This is a genomic window from Corynebacterium sp. HMSC070E08, assembly GCF_001808895.1.
Taxonomy (GTDB): Bacteria; Actinomycetota; Actinomycetes; order Mycobacteriales; family Mycobacteriaceae; genus Corynebacterium; species Corynebacterium hiratae.
Map to the genome: position 1 here is coordinate 1 of NZ_KV794739.1, position 21,375 is coordinate 21,375.

General features: G+C 62.5%; 18 protein-coding genes. 15 read left to right on the top strand and 3 right to left on the bottom strand.

Annotation, left to right across the window (positions count from 1 at the left end):
• Positions 1–35: 35 nt before the first annotated feature.
• On the bottom strand, positions 36–1,244 hold the full coding sequence (locus HMPREF2526_RS02770) for an amidohydrolase (RefSeq protein ID WP_070545706.1): 1,209 nt from the start codon (positions 1,242–1,244) through the stop codon (positions 36–38).
• Positions 1,245–1,280: 36 nt separating this feature from the next.
• On the opposite strand from HMPREF2526_RS02770, the gene HMPREF2526_RS02775 reads away from it, so the two are divergent.
• Positions 1,281–1,679 (top strand): hypothetical protein, encoded by a 399-nt coding sequence (locus HMPREF2526_RS02775; RefSeq protein WP_046648013.1) that lies wholly within the window; start codon positions 1,281–1,283, stop codon positions 1,677–1,679.
• Between the two features lie 14 nt (positions 1,680–1,693).
• Here HMPREF2526_RS02775 and HMPREF2526_RS02780 read toward each other — a convergent pair whose 3' ends face one another.
• Positions 1,694–2,812 carry a glycerate kinase gene (locus HMPREF2526_RS02780; protein ID WP_070545710.1) on the bottom strand — a complete coding sequence of 373 codons (1,119 nt, stop codon included), beginning with the start codon at positions 2,810–2,812 and terminating at the stop codon, positions 1,694–1,696.
• A gap of 171 nt (positions 2,813–2,983) precedes the next feature.
• Here HMPREF2526_RS02780 and gdhA point away from each other — a divergent pair, with 171 nt between their 5' ends.
• Together gdhA and HMPREF2526_RS02790 are read left to right on the top strand one after the other, a co-directional pair.
• A complete protein-coding gene (gene gdhA, locus HMPREF2526_RS02785) occupies positions 2,984–4,330 on the top strand; it encodes an NADP-specific glutamate dehydrogenase (RefSeq protein WP_070545713.1) in 1,347 nt (448 codons plus the stop codon).
• Positions 4,331–4,445: 115 nt separating this feature from the next.
• On the top strand, positions 4,446–5,192 hold the full coding sequence (locus HMPREF2526_RS02790; RefSeq protein WP_046648014.1) for a DivIVA domain-containing protein: 747 nt from the start codon (positions 4,446–4,448) through the stop codon (positions 5,190–5,192).
• On the opposite strand, the gene HMPREF2526_RS02795 is transcribed toward HMPREF2526_RS02790, so the two are convergent.
• Entirely contained in the window at positions 5,131–5,772 is a 642-nt protein-coding gene (locus HMPREF2526_RS02795) for a hypothetical protein (protein WP_246819850.1), read from the bottom strand. The two genes, HMPREF2526_RS02790 and HMPREF2526_RS02795, sit on opposite strands and share 62 nt — an antisense overlap.
• A 133-nt stretch (positions 5,773–5,905) precedes the next feature.
• On the opposite strand from HMPREF2526_RS02795, the gene HMPREF2526_RS02800 reads away from it, so the two are divergent.
• The 12 genes from HMPREF2526_RS02800 (at position 5,906) to HMPREF2526_RS02855 (ending at position 21,372) form a co-directional block, all read left to right on the top strand.
• Positions 5,906–6,445 carry a YceD family protein gene (locus HMPREF2526_RS02800; protein WP_070545716.1) on the top strand — a complete coding sequence of 180 codons (540 nt, stop codon included), beginning with the start codon at positions 5,906–5,908 and terminating at the stop codon, positions 6,443–6,445.
• The gene (gene rnc / locus HMPREF2526_RS02805; protein WP_070545719.1) at positions 6,442–7,212 is read left to right on the top strand and encodes a ribonuclease III; all 771 of its coding nucleotides are present in this window, start codon (positions 6,442–6,444) and stop codon (positions 7,210–7,212) included. Before HMPREF2526_RS02800 ends, rnc begins: the two co-directional genes overlap by 4 nt.
• A 14-nt stretch (positions 7,213–7,226) precedes the next feature.
• Positions 7,227–8,075 carry a bifunctional DNA-formamidopyrimidine glycosylase/DNA-(apurinic or apyrimidinic site) lyase gene (gene mutM / locus HMPREF2526_RS02810; protein WP_070545725.1) on the top strand — a complete coding sequence of 283 codons (849 nt, stop codon included), beginning with the start codon at positions 7,227–7,229 and terminating at the stop codon, positions 8,073–8,075.
• A 34-nt stretch (positions 8,076–8,109) separates the two neighbouring features.
• Positions 8,110–9,636, top strand: coding sequence for an alanine/glycine:cation symporter family protein (locus HMPREF2526_RS02815; RefSeq protein ID WP_070545728.1), 1,527 nt, complete (start codon positions 8,110–8,112; stop codon positions 9,634–9,636).
• Entirely contained in the window at positions 9,637–9,942 is a 306-nt protein-coding gene (locus tag HMPREF2526_RS02820; RefSeq protein WP_070545731.1) for an acylphosphatase, read from the top strand.
• 10 nt (positions 9,943–9,952) lie between these two features.
• On the top strand, positions 9,953–13,456 hold the full coding sequence (gene smc, locus HMPREF2526_RS02825) for a chromosome segregation protein SMC (RefSeq protein WP_070545734.1): 3,504 nt from the start codon (positions 9,953–9,955) through the stop codon (positions 13,454–13,456).
• Between the two features lie 74 nt (positions 13,457–13,530).
• Positions 13,531–15,384: a signal recognition particle-docking protein FtsY gene (ftsY, locus tag HMPREF2526_RS02830; protein WP_070545737.1), complete on the top strand. Its 1,854-nt coding sequence runs from the start codon at positions 13,531–13,533 to the stop codon at positions 15,382–15,384.
• Positions 15,385–15,572: 188 nt separating this feature from the next.
• Positions 15,573–18,554, top strand: a complete 2,982-nt coding sequence (locus tag HMPREF2526_RS02835) for a DUF4040 family protein (protein ID WP_070545739.1) — start codon at positions 15,573–15,575, stop codon at positions 18,552–18,554.
• Complete coding sequence (locus tag HMPREF2526_RS02840; RefSeq protein ID WP_010190439.1) at positions 18,551–18,988, top strand: cation:proton antiporter subunit C; 438 nt, start codon at positions 18,551–18,553, stop codon at positions 18,986–18,988. Before HMPREF2526_RS02835 ends, HMPREF2526_RS02840 begins: the two co-directional genes overlap by 4 nt.
• On the top strand, positions 18,989–20,530 hold the full coding sequence (locus HMPREF2526_RS02845) for a monovalent cation/H+ antiporter subunit D family protein (protein WP_070545742.1): 1,542 nt from the start codon (positions 18,989–18,991) through the stop codon (positions 20,528–20,530).
• The gene (locus HMPREF2526_RS02850) at positions 20,531–21,085 is read left to right on the top strand and encodes a monovalent cation/H+ antiporter subunit E (protein ID WP_070545745.1); all 555 of its coding nucleotides are present in this window, start codon (positions 20,531–20,533) and stop codon (positions 21,083–21,085) included.
• On the top strand, positions 21,082–21,372 hold the full coding sequence (locus HMPREF2526_RS02855; RefSeq protein ID WP_046648024.1) for a cation:proton antiporter: 291 nt from the start codon (positions 21,082–21,084) through the stop codon (positions 21,370–21,372). Before HMPREF2526_RS02850 ends, HMPREF2526_RS02855 begins: the two co-directional genes overlap by 4 nt.
• Positions 21,373–21,375: the final 3 nt, after the last annotated feature.

Sequence of the window (21,375 nt, forward strand, 5' to 3'; positions counted from 1 at the left end):
TATCAGGTGTCTACCAAACAGGGGTCAGGTCCAAACTAGTTCCCAAGGAAAGACAGCACGGAGGCAGCCCCAGCGCGGGTAGCTGAGCGCATGGTGGGCTCATAGTCCGGGAGGAACGTGGACTGATGGTTGACCGGCGGGTTGCCTAGGAGGTCCTCCGGCGTGGAACCGATGAACCAGAAGTAGTACGGCACGCCCCAGGCCTGCGGGAGGTAGCAGAAATCCTCGGACACGGTGGAGGGCGTGGCAGTGACGGAGAGATCACCGAAGACCGCGTCGAAGGCCGAGCGAACGGTTTCGTGTGCGGCGGCGTCGTTGTCGGTGACTTCGCCGTGGGCGAAATACTCGAAGGTAGGTTCAGCGGGGCATCCGCTTGCTTCACATTCAGCGCGCACCATGCGCTCGAGGGAGGCGTAGACTCGCTTGGCCAACTCCGGCTTGTAGTAACGGGTGTTGAGCACCAGCTCGGCGCTGCCCGGAATGATGTTGTTCTTATCGCCCGAGTGCAGCTCGCCTACCGAGATGACGAAGAAGTCATGGGGAGGTACTTCGCGGCCGACGATGGCTTGCAGGCGGGTTACCACCATGGCGGCCACGTAGGACGGATCGATGGCCTCATGCGGCATGGAGGCGTGCGCGGAGCGCCCCGTGATGCGGATGCGGAGGGAGTCGCAACCGGCCAGGATGGGGCCGGCGGTGGACTGCACTTGGCCGGCGGGGCCGGGCATGACGTGTTGTCCTAGGCAGACATCCGGGGTGGGGACTCGGTCGGTGAGTCCGTCAGCAATCATGTACTTGGCGCCCATGGATGATTCCTCCGCCGGCTGGAATAGTGCTAGGAAGGTGCCGCGCCAGGCCGCACGGTGGGCGTCGAGAATCGCGCACGCACCGAGCAGTGCGGTGGCGTGTACGTCGTGCCCGCACGCGTGCATTGCCCCGTTGGTGGCGGCGAAGGGCACGCCGGTTTCCTCGGCCACGGGGAGGGCATCAAAGTCTGCGCGCATCAGGGCGGTGGGGCCGTCGCCATTGCGGAAGATAGCGACGATGCCGTGGCCGCCGATTCCGGTGACGAGCTCGCAGTCGTAGTTCTCTAGTTGTTCGAGGATGCGCCCGGCGGTGCGTTCCTCTTCGTGGGACAGCTCCGGGTGGGCATGCAGATCTTCGTAAAAGGCGCGTTGCCAGCTGAGATCAACGGCGTCCTCCGAAAGGAGTCCAGTCAGCGTGGAAAGTGTGGGATCTGCCATAGTTACCGTCCTTGAAGTTTGGGTAGGGTTACCTACATGCCAATGATTCACTTTGATGTTCTGGTGCCGGATGCCCAAGCGGAGCGTGTGGCCGAAATCTTTAGCACTGCCACCCGTAAGTTGGTGGAAAACAACTCGCTGGCCTCTGCAGAGGTTACTCGTGTGCCTGAGCCTGTATTCCCAGAGGGGTTGGAAGAACAGCTGCGCCAGACTTACCGTGAGGAACACGAAGAGCGGGACCTGGAGGGGGCAAACGTGTATCGCTACGCCATCGCCGTCGATGGCGTGACGGGGTCCGTTAACCAGCTGACGATGGTCCTCGCGCGCCTGCTGACCCCGCATGCGGTGCTACCGAAGGATCATGTGTTGCTGGAAGATGAGCTCGCCCACGAGCGCCCGGCTATCTTCCCGTGGGCGGTGCAGGTAGCCCCTTAGTCCCACAGAAAGCTCTAATTCTGCAGGAAGTTCAGCACAAGACGCTCGGCCGCGGCGCTCAGTTGCTCGGCCACGCTAGCGTGCGCGTCGCCGTCGAGCTCTTCGAGTAGCGCGCCCTGCGGTGCCGGGGCGGTAGCGGAGCCGGCGATGATGCCGAGAGTGGGCGGTCCAGTGAGCTCGGCCAGCGTGCCTACCACCTTTCCGGTGAGTGATTGTTCGTCGAAGCGGCCTTCGCCGGTCAGGACGAGGTCCGCCTCGGCGATGCGGGCGGGAAGATCGAGGGCCTCAGCTACATAGCGGCCGCCCGGCACGATGCGGCAGTGCTCCGAGGTGCCCCAGAGTGTGCGCGAAAGCCAGCTCAGGGCGATGGGGATACCGCCGGCGGCACCAAAGAACTCGGCCTCCGGATCGGTGTCCGTGACCTCGCACAATCGCAGCATCGCGCCGGCCAGGAGCGCGACCTGGTCGCCCTTGGCCCCCTTCTGCGGCCCATACATTGTTGCGGCCTGGGTGGGCACGGCGCGGGTATCGGTGACCAAAGTGTAGTCCAACATGGCCGCCTTCATGTTTAGTTGCGCCGTGTCGATGTGGTCGAGGTTGACCAGCGGAGCACCCCCTTTGGGGAGGGCATAGCCGCGGGCATCGTGTGCGGCGGCGCCGAGTGCGGCGAGGATGCCGAGCCCGCCGTCGATGCTGGCGCTGCCGCCGAGGCCGAGAACGATGTGCTTGGCGCCGCGCGATTCGGCATCGGCCACCAACACGCCCGTGCCATAGGAATCCGCATGGAGTGGATCGAGGGCGTCGGAAACAGCAGGCAGCCCAGTTGCGGCGGCGACGTCGATGAAGGCTGTATCGCCGACGAGCTGATAGCTGGCCTCGGTGAGGCGTCCAACAGCATCGGTAGTTGGCAGCGTAATGGTCTGGCCCGCAGTGCCGTGGCGAGCCACGGCGGCACTAGCGAGAACCTCCGCGGTTCCCTCGCCACCATCGGCCGTGGGAAGGGCATGTACCTTCGCCGTGTCGGCATACGGGGAGGAGCTCAGCGCGCGGCGCGCGCCGAGTGCAATGGCAGCAGCGGCTTCGGCGGCGGTGGCGGTGCCTTTAAAGGAATCGGGGGCAACAAGAATGCGCATGTTCACGAGTATATGGCAGAGATGTGAGAAAAAATTTTCGCGCTCTGACCAGCCTTTAAGGCGCGCCGCAGTACGGACGTCTTGCAATTTAGGTCAATTGATAGAAAACTATCGTTTGTTCAATGGATGACGCACCGACCGCGAGGCACGGTGTCGAATGAAAGGATAGCCATGTCCATCGACCAGCAAATCTCCGACTATTACAGCAAGCTCCTCAAGCGTAATGCGGGCGAACCGGAATTCCACCAGGCGCTCGCTGAGGTGCTTGACTCCCTGAAGATCGTCCTCAACAAGGACCCGCACTATGCTGATTACGGCCTGGTCGAGCGTCTATGCGAACCCGAGCGCCAGCTCATCTTCCGCGTTCCATGGGTAGATGACAGCGGCCAGATTCAGGTTAACCGTGGCTTCCGCGTGCAGTTTAACTCCGCCCTCGGCCCCTACAAGGGCGGCCTGCGCTTCCACCCGAGTGTGAACTTGGGCATCATCAAGTTCCTCGGCTTCGAGCAGATTTTTAAGAACTCCCTGACCGGCCTGCCTATCGGTGGTGGCAAGGGCGGTTCCGACTTCGACCCGAAGGGTAAGTCCGATGCCGAGGTCATGCGCTTCTGCCAGTCCTTCATGACGGAGCTACACAACCACATCGGCGAATACCGCGATGTCCCGGCCGGCGATATCGGCGTGGGCGGCCGCGAAATCGGTTTCCTGTTCGGGCAGTACCGCCGGCTGGAAGGCAAGCATGAGTCTGGCGTTCTTACCGGCAAGGGTCTGTCCTGGGGTGGCTCCCTCGTGCGTACCGAGGCTACCGGTTACGGCCTGGTGTATCTGACCTCGGAAATGATGAAGACCCATGGTGAGTTCTTCGACGGTGCCAAGGTTATTGTCTCCGGCTCCGGCAACGTCGCCATCTACGCTGCTGAAAAGGTGCAACAGCTCGGCGGTACCGTCGTCGCGATGTCTGACTCCTCCGGCTACATCACCACCCCGAACGGTGTGGACCTGGAGCTGCTCAAGGAGATTAAAGAAGTCCGCCGCGAGCGTATTTCCACCTACGCCGGCGAAGCGGGTGCGGGCGTGGAGTACCACGAAGGCGGCAACGTATGGGAGGTGAGCGCCGACGTTGCCCTGCCGTGCGCTACCCAAAACGAACTTGACGGTGACGATGCCAAGCTTCTGGTGAAGAATCAGGTCCGCTATGTTGCCGAAGGCGCGAACATGCCCTGTACCCCGGAGGCAGCGCACTACTTTGTGGAAAGCGGCATCGCCTTCGCGCCGGGTAAGGCCGCGAATGCGGGCGGCGTGGCGACCTCCGCGCTAGAGATGCAGCAGAATGCGTCCCGTGACTCCTGGTCCTTCGAATACACCGACCAGCGCCTGCACGAGATCATGTCCAACATCTTCCGCAACATTGACAAGACCTCCAAGGAATATGGCTTGGAGGGCGACTACGTTGCCGGCGCCAACATCGCAGGCTTCAAGAAGGTGGCCGACGCCATGCTGGCACAGGGCGTTATCTAGCCCCGCTCCTGTCCTCTATTGCCAGGTTGAGCCTCCCCGCCTAGCGGGGAGGTTTTCGCCGTTTTGCCCGCGTGGGATACGTGGTGGTGCGCTCTTGCTTGGATAGTCTGGTGCCATGTACCGCGTATTTGAGTCCCTCGATGAACTTGTTCGCAACCTGGAACAGGCCTATGCCGTTCCCATGACCTCCAATTGCATGGTTCCGCGCCACGAGATGCTGGCGCTTCTCGACGATCTCCGCAACGCCCTCCCCGTTGAAATGGATGATGCCCAAGATGTTCTGGACAAGCAGGATGAGATCCTGCAGGGTGCCGAGGAACGCGCGAACCAAATCATTTCCGATGCCAACGCAGAAGCCGATGACACGGTTACCCGTGCGCGCGAGGACTCCGACGCCATGCTGGCCGACGCCCAGCACCGCGCCACCACCATGGTGGCCCAGGCAGAAGATGAGGCCACCAACCTCGTAGAAAACGCGCGCTCTGATGCCGAGCGCACCCGCGCCCAGGCAGATGAGGAGTACCAGCGCACCGTTGCTGCGGGCCAAGCTGAGCAGGACCGTTTGGTCTCTGAATCCGAAGTTGTGCGCCGCGCCGACGACGAAGCGCACCGCATCGTGGAATCCGCCCACTCCGAATCCAACCGACTGCGCACCGAGTGCGATGAATTCGTCGACGCCAAGCTGGCGGAATTCGAAACCACCTTGTCGGATCTCCTACGCACCGTCAACAACGATCGCTCTGCCCTGCGGCGAGGCGCCGGTGTGCGCTCCCGCGGGGAGTCCCGCGGCGAGGGGCGCACTAGTGCGCGCGAACACCGCGAGCCGGGGCGCCGTGCCCCTCGCGCGCCCCGCGACTACTAACGTGAACTAACGCGCGTGCCTCCTCCGCGCGGCGGATACGGGCGGCTTCCTTAGCTGACATGGTGCTCAGTGCCGCGGCAAGTCCGGCGGAGATGAGGCCTGGGAGTGCATAGAGCAGCCACATGATGCCGAAATTCGTGTCTACGGCGTGGGGTTCTGAGAGAGGGCCCCAGGCGGCGTCGGCAAGCATCAGCAACACATCCACCGCCTCGACGGTGAGCATCATCAATCCAATCCCCATGCTGGCGGCCGAAAAGGACTCCCGCGCGCCCCACGCGATGAGCGCAGCAAAAAGCGAGAACAGCGCTGAAGAAATAATGACAATTGGCCCAAAGTGCAGGGGGAGAAGAGACACGGCGCCGACGATCACACCTGCGAGGGCACTGGCGAGAGCCACGCGGTGCAAGGAAAGGCCGGCATCGCCAAAGATGCTGGGGCGGTGTCGAGTGATGACGTGGCGGCACGCCACCCCGGCAACGGCCAGTGCTACGGCGGGGACAAGGCACTGCAGCGGAAAGCTGAGTGCGAGGTCGCGTGCCGTGGCGGCCAGAGGCGCCGTGCCCGTAGCGGTGTAGCTCATGGGCCTTTAGGCTAAAAGCCTGAAGCGGAAGAATCGAGGCTTTTGTGCAAGTGCTTAAGTGGCTATGACCCTGCGTTCAGGTCCTTGCCAGTCTAGGGCGCAGGGGGCAGCACAGGGTAAGCTGGTGGGCGCTATGAAATCACCATTGAAGTTCGACGTGACGGAATTGCTCCGCAGCCAAGGAACCGAGGCGCTGCCTGAGCACCGCGTGCAGACCGGACCCGCGCCAGAGCGCATCGGCGTGGAAATGATCGGCATCCCGGAAGGCGCTGAAGTCACGGTGGAAGCCACCTTGACCCCGTTGGGCTCCGGCGTGTTGGTGGACGCTGATGTCACCGGCACCCTCAGCGGCGAATGCGCACGCTGCTTGGCTGAGCTACACCCAGAGATGGATCTCCACGTGTCCCAGGTGTTTTCCGCAGACGAATCCTTCGTCGGCGGGGATGAGATCGAGGAAGAGGATCGCGGTTCGGGCGATGAGGTACCCGAGATTCAGGACGGGATTCTTGACCTCCTGCAGACCGTGATCGATGAGGCAGGGTTGTCCCTTCCGTTTGCCCCAACGTGCGAAGGCGGCTGCGAGGTGGACGTGCCCGAAGGTGTGACCACGGGGGTATCCGGGGAAGAAGAACGCGTTGATCCGCGGTGGTCCGGGCTGGAGAAATTCCTATGAGCAAGAAGAAGAAACTGACCGGTGAGCAGGCCCTTGCCGCAGCATTCGCGGAGGTAGACCACGCCCCGTTGCTGAAAGCACTCGGCGTGGAGCTCAGCGATGAGCTGCTGTGTTTGGCGCTGACACACCGCTCCTTTGCTAATGAGAACGGGCACCTTCCCAACAATGAGCGCTTGGAGTTCCTGGGGGACGCGGTCTTGGGCTTGTCCGTCGCGGCCAAGCTCTACGACAAGTACCCCTCGCGCCCCGAGTCGGATATTTCCAAGATGCGCGCGTCCATCGTGTCGCGCTACGGGTTGTCTGACGTGGCCCGTGAGATTGGCGTGGGCGACCACATCTTGTTGGGCAAAGGCGAGCAAGCCACTGGAGGACGCGACAAGGATTCCATCTTGGCCGATACCACCGAGGCCATCCTGGGCGCTATTTACCGTCAACATGGCTTCGAGGTCGCCCGCGGGGTGGTGCTGAAGCTGTTCGCCGCCAAGATCGACAACGCCGTGGTGTCCGGTCGGCACATGGACTGGAAGACGACCTTGCAGGAGCTGTGCGCTGAGTTGAAGGCCGCGATGCCGGTCTATTCAGCCACGTCGACGGGTCCTGAGCACGATCAAACCTTCAACGCCGTGGCCACCGTGGCCGGTTTGACCGTCGGCCGGGGGACGGGCCACAACAAGAAGCTCGCTGAGCAGCAGGCGGCGGAGGAAGCGTGCCAAACCTTGCGTGAGACGCCGTTGCTGGTGCAGGGCACCGCCGGCAAAGAAAGCTAAAACACGAGGACTCGATGCCAGAACTTCCCGAAGTTGAGTCCGTCCGCCGCGGGCTCGAGCCCTATGTTGTGGGGCGCTCCTTCGCAGCAGTAGAGGTTCACCACCCGCGCGCTAACCGGGGCCAGGAAGTGCCGCTGTCCGCGCTGCTGGTGGGCAGGAAGATTGCCGCGGTGGCGCGCCGCGGCAAGTTCATGTGGCTGGAGTTCGCCGACGAGGACCACACTGACCCGGCACGCGATGTGCTCTTCATCCACCTCGGTATGTCGGGGCAGGTGCGGATCGGTGAGGTAGATTCGCCGCATGTGCGTATCGCCGCCGTGCTTGACGACGCCACCCGCCTCAGCTTCGTGGACCAGCGCACCTTCGGCTATTGGCGTCTCGGGCCGTGGCTGACCATGGCGCATATCGCTCCCGATCCTCTCGAAACAGACTTCGATCTCACAGCGGCAGGGCGGCGCCTGCGCGCGAAACGCACCGCGGTCAAGGTAGCTCTGCTCGACCAAACGGTGCTCAGCGGGGTGGGCAATATCTATGCCGATGAGGCGTTGTGGGCGGCCCAGATTTCTCCGCTCAAGAAGGCTAGCGCCCTGCGGCAGCGCGATGCCGTCGCGGTGATATCCGCGGCCGGTGATGTCATGCGCGCGGCGCTTGCCGTTGGCGGAACTAGCTTTGACGCGTTGTACGTCAACGTCAACGGTGAATCCGGATATTTTGACCGTTCCTTACATGCCTATGGCAGGGGTGGCCAGCCCTGCGATCGCTGCGGTGAGGAAATCGTGAAAACCGTGCTTGGTGGGCGTGGGACCCACTACTGCCCGTCCTGTCAGCGCCGCGGAGAGGGGAGGCTGCCCGCGGCCAACTAGGACGATTCTGGTGTGAGTTATTAATGTGTAACGCATGCAAGAAATCTTCAGCACCGTGATCGGTGTCATTAACGACAGTCTGTGGTCTTATGTCCTGCCATGGCTGCTCATTGCCGCGGGCCTCTTCTTCGGCATCCGCACCGTCTTGGTGCAGATCCGTATGGTGCCGGACATGTTCAAGGCGGTCGTCGAAAAGCCCAAGGGCGTCGGCGCCGATGAGGATGCCGACTATGGCGGAATCTCCGCCTTCAAGGCATTCACCATTTCGGCAGCCTCCCGCGTGGGCACCGGCAACGTCGCGGGCGTGGCCGTGGCCATCTCCGTGGGCGGACCCGGTGCGGTGTTCTGGATGTGGCTCATCGCCATCCTTGGTGGTGCGACTGCATTCGTCGAGTCCACTTTGGCGCAGCTATGGAAGATGCGTGAAGGGGATACCTACCGTGGTGGCCCCGCCTACTACATGTCCCGCGGCTTGGGCTGGAAGCCTCTGGCGACCATCTTCTCCGTCGCCATCGCCATTACTTTTGGCTGGTTCTACAACGCTTTCCAGACCAACGCTATCTCCGATTCCTTGGCGGCCTCCTTCGGGCAGGATTCCAGTGCTTTCAAGGCAGGCGTGGGCATCGCCGTCGTTGCAGTGTCCGGTCTCATCATCATCGGTGGCGTGCAGCGCATCGCCTCGATGACTCAGTTCATCGTGCCCTTCATGGCCGGTGCTTACCTCATCATGGGCATCATCGTAGTGGTCCTGAACTTTGACAAGGTGCCGGACATGCTTGCCTACATCATTGGCTCTGCGTTCGGCTTCCGCGAGGCCGCCGGTGCGACCGTGGGCATGGCGATGCTCAAGGGTATCCAGCGTGGTTTGTTCTCCAACGAAGCGGGTGAAGGTTCTGCACCGAACGCAGCAGCTACCGCGACGGTGTCCCACCCAGTCAAGCAGGGCCTCGTACAGACCCTCGGCGTGTACTTCGACACCCTGGTGGTGTGTACGATTACCGCCTTCATCATCCTGCTGGGTACTGATTTCGAGCGTTTCGGTTCCGATGCGATTGAGGGTGTAACCCTGACCCAGAATGCGCTCTCCGGCGTGGTGGGTGAGTGGGGCATCCACTTCGTCACCTTCATCCTCTTCTTCCTCGCCTTCTCCTCGATTCTGGGCAACTACTACCTTGCCGAGTCCAACGTGGAGTACCTCTCTGAGAAGAAGTCGGTGCTGTGGATCTTCCGTCTCATCGTGTTGGCCTTCGTCTTCTACGGTGCAGTGGCCCCGCTGGGCACCGTGTTCGACCTGGCCGATACCGGCGCTGCCATCATGGTTCTGCTCAACGTGTGCGCCATCGTGCCGCTGTCGGGCGTGGCCATCAAGCTGTTGAAGAACTACAACGAACAGCGCCGCAAGGGCCTGGATCCCGTCTTCCACCGTGATATGCTGCCGGAACTGCAGAACGTCGAGTGCTGGGATGGCACGGATCCGGTAACCCGCCGCAGCGCGGAGGACCGCCGCCGTCTCAAGCACGAGCATGACTTGGGTGACCGCACGAACTTGAGGGAGTACTAGATGACGCAGCGGGCAGCGGCCACAGGGAATGAGCGGCTCACGGCTTTCGTCCATGGCCACGTCCAAGGCGTGGGCTTTCGCTGGTGGACGCGTTCCCGGGCACTCGAACTAGGGCTGGCAGGACACGCGACGAACCTGCAGGATGGCCGCGTCCAGGTGGTTGCTGAAGGGCCGCGTGCTGATTGCGAGAAGCTGCTGGCCTTGCTGCGTGAAGAACCGTCGACCACCCACCGCCCAGGCGTAGTGAACGCCGTGGTGGAGCAGTGGGCCGCACCGCGCGGTGAGTCGGGCTTCATCGAGCGCTAAACTAAACCGAATGCACCTCAAATCGCTCACGCTCAAAGGATTCAAGTCCTTCGCGTCCGCGACGAACCTGAAATTCGAGCCCGGCATCTGCGCCGTGGTGGGCCCAAATGGCTCGGGTAAATCGAACGTCGTCGATGCGCTCGCGTGGGTCATGGGTGAAGGCAGCGCCAAGACGCTGCGCGGCGGCAAGATGCAGGACGTCATCTTTGCCGGCGCCGGGGACCGCAAGGCCCTCGGCCGCGCCGAGGTTACGCTGACGATTGACAATTCCGATGGCGCCTTGCCCATCGAGTATTCGGAGGTCTCCGTCACCCGCCGCATGTTCCGGGATGGCGCGAGCGAATATGAGATCAATGGGGCGAAGGCGCGCCTCATGGATATTCAAGAGCTGCTGTCTGATTCCGGCATTGGCCGCGAGATGCACATCATCGTGGGCCAGGGAAAGCTGGCGGAGATTCTGGAATCCCGCCCGGAGGATCGCCGCGCCTATATCGAAGAAGCCGCGGGCGTGCTGAAACACCGCCGCCGCAAGGAAAAAGCGCAGCGCAAGCTGACCGGCATGCAGGCCAACCTGGATCGCCTGCAGGACTTGACCGATGAGCTGGGCAAACAACTCAAGCCCTTGGCGCGCCAAGCGGAGGCCGCCCAGCGCGCAGCAACCGTGCAGGCGGATTTGCGGGATGCCCGCCTGCGTCTTGCCGGCGACCGCGTGGTGCGGTTGCGCGCGACATTCGACGACGCTGAAAAGCGCGCGGCGGTGCTCGCCGAGCAGGTTGAGGAAGTGACAGCACAGCTGGAAGAGGCGACCGAGATCCAGCTTGAGGTAGAAGCCGAGTTGGGGGATGTCACGCCACGCGCGGAGGCCGCGCAGAAGCTGTGGTTCGAGCTATCGACCCTCAGCGAGCGAATCTCTGCCACGCAGCGCATCGCGGCCGAACGCGCCAACAACGTTGGTTCACAGGTCGCCTACGCGGGCCAGGATCCGGAGGAGCTCGAGGCACGCGCCCAGCGAGCCGATGAGGAGCACGAAGAGTTGCTGGCCGCGGCCGAAGAGGCTGCAGAGTGCTTGGAATCTATCCGGGAGGAAGTAGCCGAGCGCCGGGAAGCCTTCGAGGCTGCTGATAAAGAACACATGGCGCAACTGCGCGCCATTGCGGATCGCCGTGAAGGCGTGGTTCGCCTCATCGCCGCCGAGGAGAACTTGGCGGGTCAGGTCAGCTCCGCGGAGTCCGAGTTGGCGCGACAGGAAGAGACCTTAGCGAATACGAAGGCGCGCACTAGGGGAGCGCAGGCGGAAGCCGATGAGGTGGCGGACAAGCTGGAGCACTTGGCTGCTGAGCGTGAGCCGCTGGAGGAAGCACATGTGCGCGCGGCCAGCGAATCTGCTGCGGCCGATAAACGCTTGGAGCAGCTGCGTGATGCCCAGCGGGAGCACGAGCGAAGCGTGTACAGCTTGCGCGCTCGGATCGACACTCTGGGCCAGACCGTTCCGGAAGCGCTGGATCTCGGTGAGGGCTTTAAACCTCTCGCGGAGTTCATCTCCACGCGTTATGAGACGGCCGTTGCCGCTGCGCTGGGTTCTTTCGCCGAAGCACAAGCCGGCGCGGTGAGCGGGGACATCGTGCGCGACTTGGCGCAGGCGAGCCGCACGCCGCTGATCGACGTCGCCGCGGAACCCACCGGTTCAGCTTGGCGCCTTGACGCGGACTTACCTTCCGGTGCTCGCTGGTTGTTGGACCAGATGGTTTTGGTCCCAGAAGTCTCAGCGGCGGTAACGCGCTTGCTCTCCGACGTCGTTCTCGTAGAAGACTATGCTGCTGCCCGCGAACTCATCGCTGAAGATCCGCGCCTGCGAGCTGTGACCCCTGAGGGCCTGCTCGTAGGCGAAGGTTGGGTAGAGGCCGGAACTGGAGCTGCCTCAACGGTGGAGGTAAGCGGCCAGATCGCGGAAGCCGAGCAACATCTGGAGACCGCCACCCACGAGCTGGAGGAGCTATCGGGCACCCTAGAAGGCGCGAAGCTCGCGGCGGACGATGCGCGCGTGGGTGCGGCGAGCGCCAAGGCCGCACTGCGGGAGCACGATCACGAACTCGAAGCGTGGAAGCGCGATCACCAGCGATTGCTCAAGCAGTACGAGGCAAACAAGGCTGAGCACGAAAAGGCGGCCGCACGCGCTACGGATATCGAAGTGCAATTGGCCCGCCTGCGCGAAGAATTGGCGGAGGCTCGTGACCGCTTGTCTCGCGTGGACGCCGAAGAGCAGGCTGATGAACCCTCCTCGGTGGAACGCGATGCAGCCTCGACGGCCCTCGAACAGGTCAAAGCCATGGAGGTGGAGGCCCAGCTGGCGGCCCGCAGCGCCGAAGAGAAGGTCGGCCAGGCAGCGGGCAGGGGAGAGGCCCTGCGGCGCCAAGCCCAGCACGAGCGCCAAGCCAAGGCCCGCCACGATCAGGCGATGGCCCGCCGGCAGGCACAGGCTCGGTTGGCGGGGGCCGTCGACAAGCATGCCCAAGATTTGGCTGCCCGGACCGCGCAGGCACTCGAGCGAGCGGCCGAGGAACGCGATGAGCTGGTCACCCAGCGCGGTGTGCTGCAGGGCCGCGCGCAGTCGGCGAAGCAAGCGGTCTCCTCGACCCGCCAGCAGCTGGATCTCCTGACCGACTCCGCGCATAACTCCGAGATTGCCCGCAGCCAGGCGCAGGTGCGCGTGGACGAGGCCGAGGAGAAAATCGTGGAGCAGCTCGGCATTGCGATCCCCGACCTGCTCAAGGACTACACCCCGGGTGAGGATTTTGATCGTTCCGCCGAAACCAAGCGGTTGAAGCAGGCGGAGAAGGACCTCAATTCCTTGGGCAAGGTCAACCCGTTGGCCTTGGAGGAGTACAAGGCTCTGGAGGAGCGCTATAGTTTCCTGTCCACGCAATTAGATGATGTCATCCAGGCCCGCAAGGATCTGACTGGCGTTATCGAAGATGTGGATGCGCAAATCTTGCAGCTGTTCACGGATGCCTGGCACGACGTGGAAGCGGAGTTTCCCAAGGTTTTCCAGACGCTGTTTCCGGGTGGCGAGGGGCGTCTCATCCTTACGGAGCCGGATGACATGCTGGCCACCGGCATCGAGGTAGAGGCGCGCCCGCCGGGCAAGAAGGTGAAGCGCTTGTCGCTGCTCTCGGGCGGCGAGAAGTCCTTGACGGCCCTGGCTATGCTCGTGGCGATTTTCCGCGCACGCCCCTCACCGTTCTACGTCATGGATGAGGTGGAAGCCGCGCTTGACGACGTCAACCTGCGCCGCCTCATCGCACTTTTCGAGGAGCTGCGTAAGGATTCTCAGCTCATCGTCATTACCCACCAGAAGCCGACGATGGACGTGGCCAACGTGCTCTATGGCGTGACGATGCGCGGCGATGGCGTGACGCGCGTGATTTCGCAGCGCATGTCCCGCGCCGGTGAGGCGCCGGGCACAGCACAGGCGGCGGAGGATGCGACGCGCCTCGGCGTGGATGCCCCGCGCTAACGGCGGGCACCAGTCCGAGGCTTTTTGGCCTCCTCACCGTGCCGGGCGTGAACAACCCTGGCACTATGGAGGGCATGAATACTACTTTTCTGTGGATTGCGATAGCAGTCATCGTCCTGATTCTGCTGGTGGTCTTGTTCGTTGTTCTGGGCAAGAAGCGCGGCGAATCAAAGAAGGTTTCTTTTGAAAAGCCCGTGGAGGAGCCGAAGGAGCTGACCCAGCAACAGAAGTCCGGCAACTACCAGGCCAAGTCTGGTTTTAATTTTGCCCCTGCTGGCGGCGGCGCTACCAAGGAACCTGTGCCTGCGGCTAAGACTGAGGAGCCCGCACCGGCCGAGCCCAAAGCTCAGCCGCACGCGGAGAAGAAGTCTGAGCAGCGTGATGCCACCGAGTTAGCGAACGCTCAGCTCAAGGATGAAGAGGAGACACCGAAGGCAGCGAAGCCTGCGGCGGAACCGACGCCTGAGGCGGAACCGAAGCCTCAGGCAGAGCCGAAGCCGGAACCCGTCGCAGACGCGAAGCCGGTGAGCACGCCGGAACCGGCTGCGCAGAAGGAACCGGCAAAGGAGGAAGAGGATAAGGCTTCTTCCGCCGGCGTAGCCGCTGCAGGAGCTGTGGGTGCTGCCGCCGCTGGTGCTGCTGTATCCGGTGCCGCTGCTGTTGATAAGGATGAAGCGGACACGGAGGAAGCTGTTCCGGCCAGCGAACCGGAGACTGCTGAACCGGAGCCGGTAGCCGAAGCCCCGAAGGTAGAGGAGGAGCCTTCCGTCCAGTCTGAGGCCGAAGAAGAGGCAGAGGTAGAAGCACGGCTTGAGTCAGAAGCACCGGCCGAGTCAGAGGAGGCAGAGCCAGAGGAAGCCGAAGCAGAGGAGGCCGCCGCGGCGGCGGGGGCACAGGCGGCGTCGGCAAGCGCGGCACTTGAAGCTGAGCCAGAGGAGCTAGAGGTATCCGACGACGCTGAGGTGGTTGAGGCCCCGGCAGCCCAGCCGCAGGAGGATATTGCGCCGGCTGCCGGCCGCTTGGGCAAGCTGCGCGGGCGCCTGTCGCGCTCGCAAAACGCCATCGGCCAAGGCCTCATGGGCATTCTCTCCGCTGGTGACCTGGATGATGATGCCTGGGAGGAAATCGAAGACACCCTCATCATGGCGGACTTGGGTACGAAGTCCACGATGCAGGTTACCGACTCCCTGCGTGAGAAGATTGCGGAGCGCGGAGTGAGCTCTGAGGCCGAAGCCCGCGCCATGCTGCGTGAAGCCCTCATCGAGGTAGGCCACCCGGAGATGGACCGATCCATCAAGGCCATGCCGAACGATGGCAAGCCAGCCGTCATCATGGTCGTCGGCGTCAACGGCACCGGCAAGACCACCACGACCGGCAAGCTGGCCCGCGTGCTCGTGTCCATGGGGCACAACGTCTTGCTCGGCGCGGCGGATACTTTCCGTGCAGCGGCTGCGGACCAGCTGGAGACCTGGGGCCGTCGCGTGGGCGCTACGACTGTCCGCGGCAAGGAAGGCGCGGACCCGGCCTCCGTGGCCTTTGATGCCGTGGCCGCTGGCGTTGACCAGGGCGTCGACGTTGTTCTCGTTGACACCGCTGGCCGTCTGCACACCTCCGTGGACCTTATGGACCAGCTGGGCAAGGTCAAGCGCGTGGTGGAGAAGAAGACCGAGGTTGATGAGGTCCTGCTTGTACTGGATGCGACGGTGGGGCAGAACGGCCTGACCCAGGCCCGTATCTTCCGTGATGTTGTTGATATCACCGGCGTTGTCCTCACGAAGCTGGATGGCACCGCCAAGGGCGGCATCGTCTTCCAGGTGCAGGAGGAACTGGGCGTGCCGGTCAAGCTCGTGGGCCTCGGCGAGGGTGCAGATGACCTCGCGCCGTTTGAGGTTGAAGGATTTGTTGATGCCTTGCTGGGGGAGAAGTAAGTCCTTATAGATCCCTGGGCTAGACCTAAGTTCTTTCGAGACGTAGCGCCTCCTTTGTGGGGCGCTTTCGTCGTCTTCATCCCATTAAAGATGTGCTTTGGGGGAGGTCACAATGATACTCTGGGAAAGTCCTGTCTATGTGAGGCTGATTAAACAGCCCTAACAACGGTTCGTGAGGCTACTCTTCCGTGACACTCCTGTATGTTGTCCTCCTCGCAGCTGTCGCAGTGGCGCTTGCACCAGTAGCCGTCAAGGTTGCTGATCGCGCAGCCGGCTACCCGCTAGCCGGCATTTTTATTGTCGCCGCGGCACTGTTGGCTAAAGAATTTCCGGCGCTTGCCCGTGGCGAAGAACTGACCTATTCCGTGACGTGGGTGCGCGATGTGATCGCGCCCGGTGTTGATGTCAACCTCGCCTTCCGCGGCGATGCACTCGGCATCTTCTTCGCCATGCTGGCTCTCGTCATCGGTGCGGTGGTGTTTACTTATTCTGCGGCTTACTTGCCTAAAGGAAAAGGAAACGTCAGTTTTTATGTCCTGATGACCGCGTTTACGCTGTCGATCCTCCTGCTCGTGCTCGCTAACGACGTCGTGGTGCTCTTCCTTGCCTGGGAGCTGGTATCGCTGGCGTCGTTCATGCTCATTGCGCGCAGCGGTAAGTCAGGTGAGGCGGGTTCGCAGCGCACGTTGATCCTTACCTTCGTTGGCGGCCTCACCTTGCTATCGGGCGTGGCGATTGCTGCAACCGCAGCGGGGACGACGAACCTTGAGGGCATCTTGGCCTCCGACGTGTGGGCGGAGCGCCCAGGCCTGACCGCCGGGGTTGCCGTGCTCATTGCGGTATCGGCATTTACCAAGTCTGCACAGTTCCCCTTCCACTTCTGGCTGCCGGAAGCCATGGCGGCCGCGACGCCGGTCTCGGCCTTCCTGCACGCGGCAGCAGTGGTTAAGGCCGGTGTCTACCTGTTGATTCGTTTCTCCACCATCTTCCACGATGTTGCCGTGTGGAACTGGCTGCTCATCGTCGCCGGTATGGGTACCGCCGTGATGTCGGCGGTCTTCGCCGTGCAGAAGACGGACTTGAAGAAGCTGACCGCGTACTCCACCGTGTCCCACCTGGGATGGATCGTGGCCACGATTGGTGTGGGCACGCCTTTCGCCATTGCGGCGGCGCTCGTGCACACGCTGGCGCACGCGCTGTTTAAGTCCTCCATCTTCATGCTCATTGGTGTCATCGACCACGAGGCCGGTTCCCGCGATATCCGCCGCCTCGGCGTGCTGTGGAACAAGATGCCGTGGACCTTCGGCTCCATGCTCATCGGCGCTGCCTCCATGGCGGCGGTCCCGCCGCTGTTTGGCTTCGTGTCGAAGGAAGGGATGCTTACCGCCTTCGAAGAGGCTCCCATCGGATCGACCGGCCAGGTGCTGTTGCTCATCGTCGCCGGCGTGGGTGCGTTCTTCACGTTTACTTACTCCGCCAAGATCGTCTTCGGTGCCTTTTTCGATGGCCCGCGCAACATGTCGCATGTCCATGAGGCACCGGTTCGGCTGTGGCTGCCCGCGGCTCTGCCGGGCGTGATGTCGGTTCCGATCATCTTCGTTATGGGAGCACTCGATAAGCCGCTCGATAACATCGTGGCGGCCATCGGTATGGAGGGCCATTCCCACCTTGCGCTGTGGCACGGCCTGAACGTCCCGCTGCTTATTTCTGTGATGGTGCTGATCGCTGGCATCATCGCGTTGTTCTTCCGCGGGCCGCTGTGGACCGCGATGGAGGAGCGCCAGCTCCTGCCGCGCACCGGTAACCAGATTCTGAAGTGGATCCAGGATGTGTGCGCAGCCTTCGGCCGTTTCGTTGGCCGCATGTCCGATACCCACAACCCGTCGAAGCTGATCCTGCCGATCATCCTCCTAGTCATCATCCTTGCGGGCTCCACTCTGGTGTCCACGGGTGTCGACGGTGTGGCTCTCAACCCGCGCGTGGACGGCCTTGACAACCCATGGGATCTGCTGCCGCTGGGTATCGTCGCGCTGTCGATGTTTGGCTTGGTGCGCACCCGCAACCGCCTCACCGGTGCGGTCATGATTGGTACCGCGGGAACCGGCGTGACCTTGCAGATGTTCTTGCTCGGCGCACCCGACGTGGCCCTGACGCAGTTCACGGTGGAGGCGCTGTCCGTCATCGTCATGATGATGGTCCTGCGCTATCTGCCGGAGAAATTCCACCCAGTACAAAACAACAACCGCAAGGTGGGTTCCATCGTGGTGGCCGTGCTCGCTGGGCTCACCGCATTCCTGGGCGTGTGGGCGCTGATGGGCCGTCACGAGCGCTCGGATCTGGCCATGTGGTACCTCAACAACGCTCCGGATATTACTGGTGGCGACAATGTGGTGGCCACCATCATCGTGGAGTTCCGTGCACTCGATACCCTGGGCGAGCTTTCGGTGTTGGGCATGGCCGCCGTGGTTATCGCAGCGGTCACCTCGACGCTGCCGCGCTTCCCGTTCACCTCCGGCACACGCCCGGCTCCGTTCGGTCAGTCGCAGCTCAACTCGGTGCCGCTGCGCAAGGGCATTGCCGTGGCCATCCCAATCCTGGTGGTCATGTCCTTCATTGTCTTCTACCGCGGCCACCAGGCTTCCGGCGGCGGCTTCCCAGCGGCGCTCATCATGGGTGCTGCCATCGGCCTGACCTATCTGTCCCGCGGTACCGATGAGATTGTCTTCGGGCGCATGACTCCGATTCACCTCACCGGCGTGGGCATTATCGTGGCGCTGGTGGCAGGCTTCATCGGCTACATCCCGACGTCGCATAGCTCCGGTGGTTTCCTCACCGCCATCCATGGCCACGCCCTGGGGCAGCACTGGACGACGTCGCTCATCTTCGACCTCGGCATTTACCTCGCGGTGTTGGGCATGCTCACCATGGCCATCAACGCCTTGGGTGGCTACCTGCGCCCGGGCACCGAGCGGGACTACTTGCCGTGGGTTCATGACGATGATTCCGCGCTGCCGAATACCCCGCGCGTGGTCATGGAGGATGTCGACGACCCGTATCCCGAGTCCATCAACCCGTCTTCGGACCCAACGGCGTTGCTCAATGACTCCGAGGCACGCCACCGTGCGTCCTCGTCCCACCGAATCTCGGCTCAAGAGGAGAAGAACTCATGATCCTCGCACTGACCATTGCTTTGCTCATCGGTAGCGCCGTCTACCTCATCCAGCAGCGCGGCCTTGTGCACATCGTGCTGGGCATGATGGCCTTCGGCCACGGTGCCAACCTCATGCTCCTGGCCACCGGCGTGTACTCCTACCGCGGGGAGTCCTTTCCATCGCAGGTGGGCATGGACCAGATGGCGGACCCGCTGCCGCAGGCCTTTGTGCTGACCGCCGTGGTGATTTCCATGGCTACCTCGACCATCCTGCTGACCATGGCAGCGATGGGCGCGAACGACGACACGGATGTTGTTGAGCCGGTGGATGACAACACCATTGACCACGCTTTCTCCACGCTGGGACGCGACACCCAGAACCGGGAGATTCTGGAGCGCTCGGCTAACAAGATGGATCGTTTGAAAGAACTCGAACAAGAGGAGGACAACTAGATGTATGACACCGTAAGCGCCCTCCTCCCGCTCTTCCCAGCGGTTCCCCTCGTATCGGCGGCGCTGGCGCTCCTCGCGCCATGGAGCCGCGTGCGCGATGCCATCATGCTCATCGTTCCGGGCGTGGGTATTTTCGCCTCCTTTGCGCTGTTGCTTTACACCATGAGCAACGGAGTGGTGGCGCACAGCGTGGGTAACTACCTGGGCAACGCGGGTATTGCCTTCGCCGCCGATACCTTCTCGGCACTCATGCTCATTACGACGATGATCGTGGCCTTCGGTGCCAACTGGTTTGCCATCGTGGGCGGTGAGACCAAGTCTCGCTACTACCCGTCGCTGACACTAATCCTTATCACTGGTGTGTGCGGCGCCCTGCTGACCGCTGACCTCTTTAACTTCTTCGTGTTCATCGAGGTCATGCTGCTGCCGTCCTATGGCCTCATCACGATGTCCGGTACCTGGTCGCGCTTGGCTGCCGGCCGCGCCTTCGTGCTGGTGAACTTGTTCGCATCTACGCTTTTGGTGGTCGGCGTGGGCTATATCTACTCGGTGACCGGCGTGGTCAACCTGGCGGCGCTCACGGGCGCTGCCGCCGGCAACGGCCCGGTGACGGTGGCCTCGGGCATCATCGTTATCGCCATCGCTGCGAAGGCCGGCGTGTTCCCCGTGCAGTCCTGGCTGCCACGGACCTACCCGGGAACATCGGCTGCGGTCATGGGCTTGTTCTCCGGCCTGCACACCAAGGTGGCGGTGTACATGCTCTACCGCCTGTGGGTGCAGCTCTTTGATATGGACCAGCGGTGGGGGACACTCATCATCGTCATCATGATCATCTCCATGCTGGTTGGCGCTTTCGGCGGCTTGGCTGAGAACTCCATCCGCCGCGTGCTGGGCTATCAGATGCTCAACGGTATGCCCTTCATCCTCGTGATGATGGCCTTCACGACCCACGATGCGCAGCGCGCGTTGGCTGCCGGCATTCTCTACACGATTCACCACATGCTCACGGTGGGCTCCCTCATCCTGGCCTCCGGTGCCATCGAGGAGACGTACGGTACGGGCAGGCTCAACAAGCTTTCTGGCTTGGCGCGCCGTGATCCGATTATCGCGTGGATCTTCGCCGCCGGTGCCTTCTCCGTCGTGGGCTTCCCGCCTTTCTCCGGTATGTGGGGCAAGGTCCTCATCGTCGCGGAAATCGCCCGTACCGGCGGGGGATGGGCCTGGACCGTTATCGCGGTGATTATCATCGCCTCCTTCGCGGCGTTCCTGGCCATGTTGCGCGTGTGGCGCCGAGTCTTCTGGGGCAAGGACCTGCCAAAGGAGAAGGTGCCCGATGAACTTGTGATTCGCAAGAAGCTGATGGCGCCCTCGGCGGCGTTGATCTTGGGCTCGCTGACCATGTTCATCCTGTCCGGGCCGGTCATTAGTGTCACCATGGAGGCATCGGAGGATTTGTTGGACACGGAGGCCTACGCACACGCAGTGCTTGGCGACGACCCCGTAGCCCTACCCGATATCGACTCCCTTCAGGAGGGCCGTTAAATGAAGAGTGCTGTGCATGCAGTTGTCTACGCTCTGTGGCTCATTAAGGAGATCTTCGTCGCGGGCTTTTCGCTCGCCATGGAATCCTTCAAGCCGCATAACAACTATCGCCCAGTGGTGCTTCGGTACCCCTTGCGTGTGACGAGCGCCTGGGAGATCTTCTGGTTCACCTCGTCCATTACCGCAACGCCGGGCACCCTGTCGTTGGGCTTGCGCGAGCCGGTTGCCGAAGGCCTTCCGCGCATCGTGCTGGTCCAAGCCGTGATGGGGGATGACCCGGCTAGTGTCATGGCGGACCTCGCGGACATGGAGGAGCGCCTCGCGCCACGAGTGAAGGGCATCGATTATGGCGTGCCTGGCCAGGGCCCGACGGAGGAGCTCGCCCCGACGTTCTACGAGTATCCGCTGGATACCCTGGGCCGCCATATGCGCGCCCCCGATATCGCGAAGGCGGACGATACCCCGCTGGCCGCGCACGATGTGGAGAAGTACTCCGTGTGGCCCTTGCGCCAGGTTGCACAGAACAAGGATGCCCGAAAGGATGATAAGAAATGATTGATTTTTCCTCGATGAGCGCCTTTCAATGGGTAGTTTTTGTCAGTATTTTCCTCATCGGCGCATCGGTGTGCGCGGCGTTGGTATTGGCGTTGCGCTCCCGTGATGAGCTCACCCGAACCGTGATGAGTGACATGGTCTTTTACGGCATGCTGTGCATGTATATTTCGTGGTCCATGACTAATCACGCGTCCATCGTCTATGACATCGCCATGCTCGCGGCTATTGCGGCCGGCGTGCTGCCGACGTTGTCGATGGCCCGCATCATCTCGAAGGGTAGGAGGTAAGAC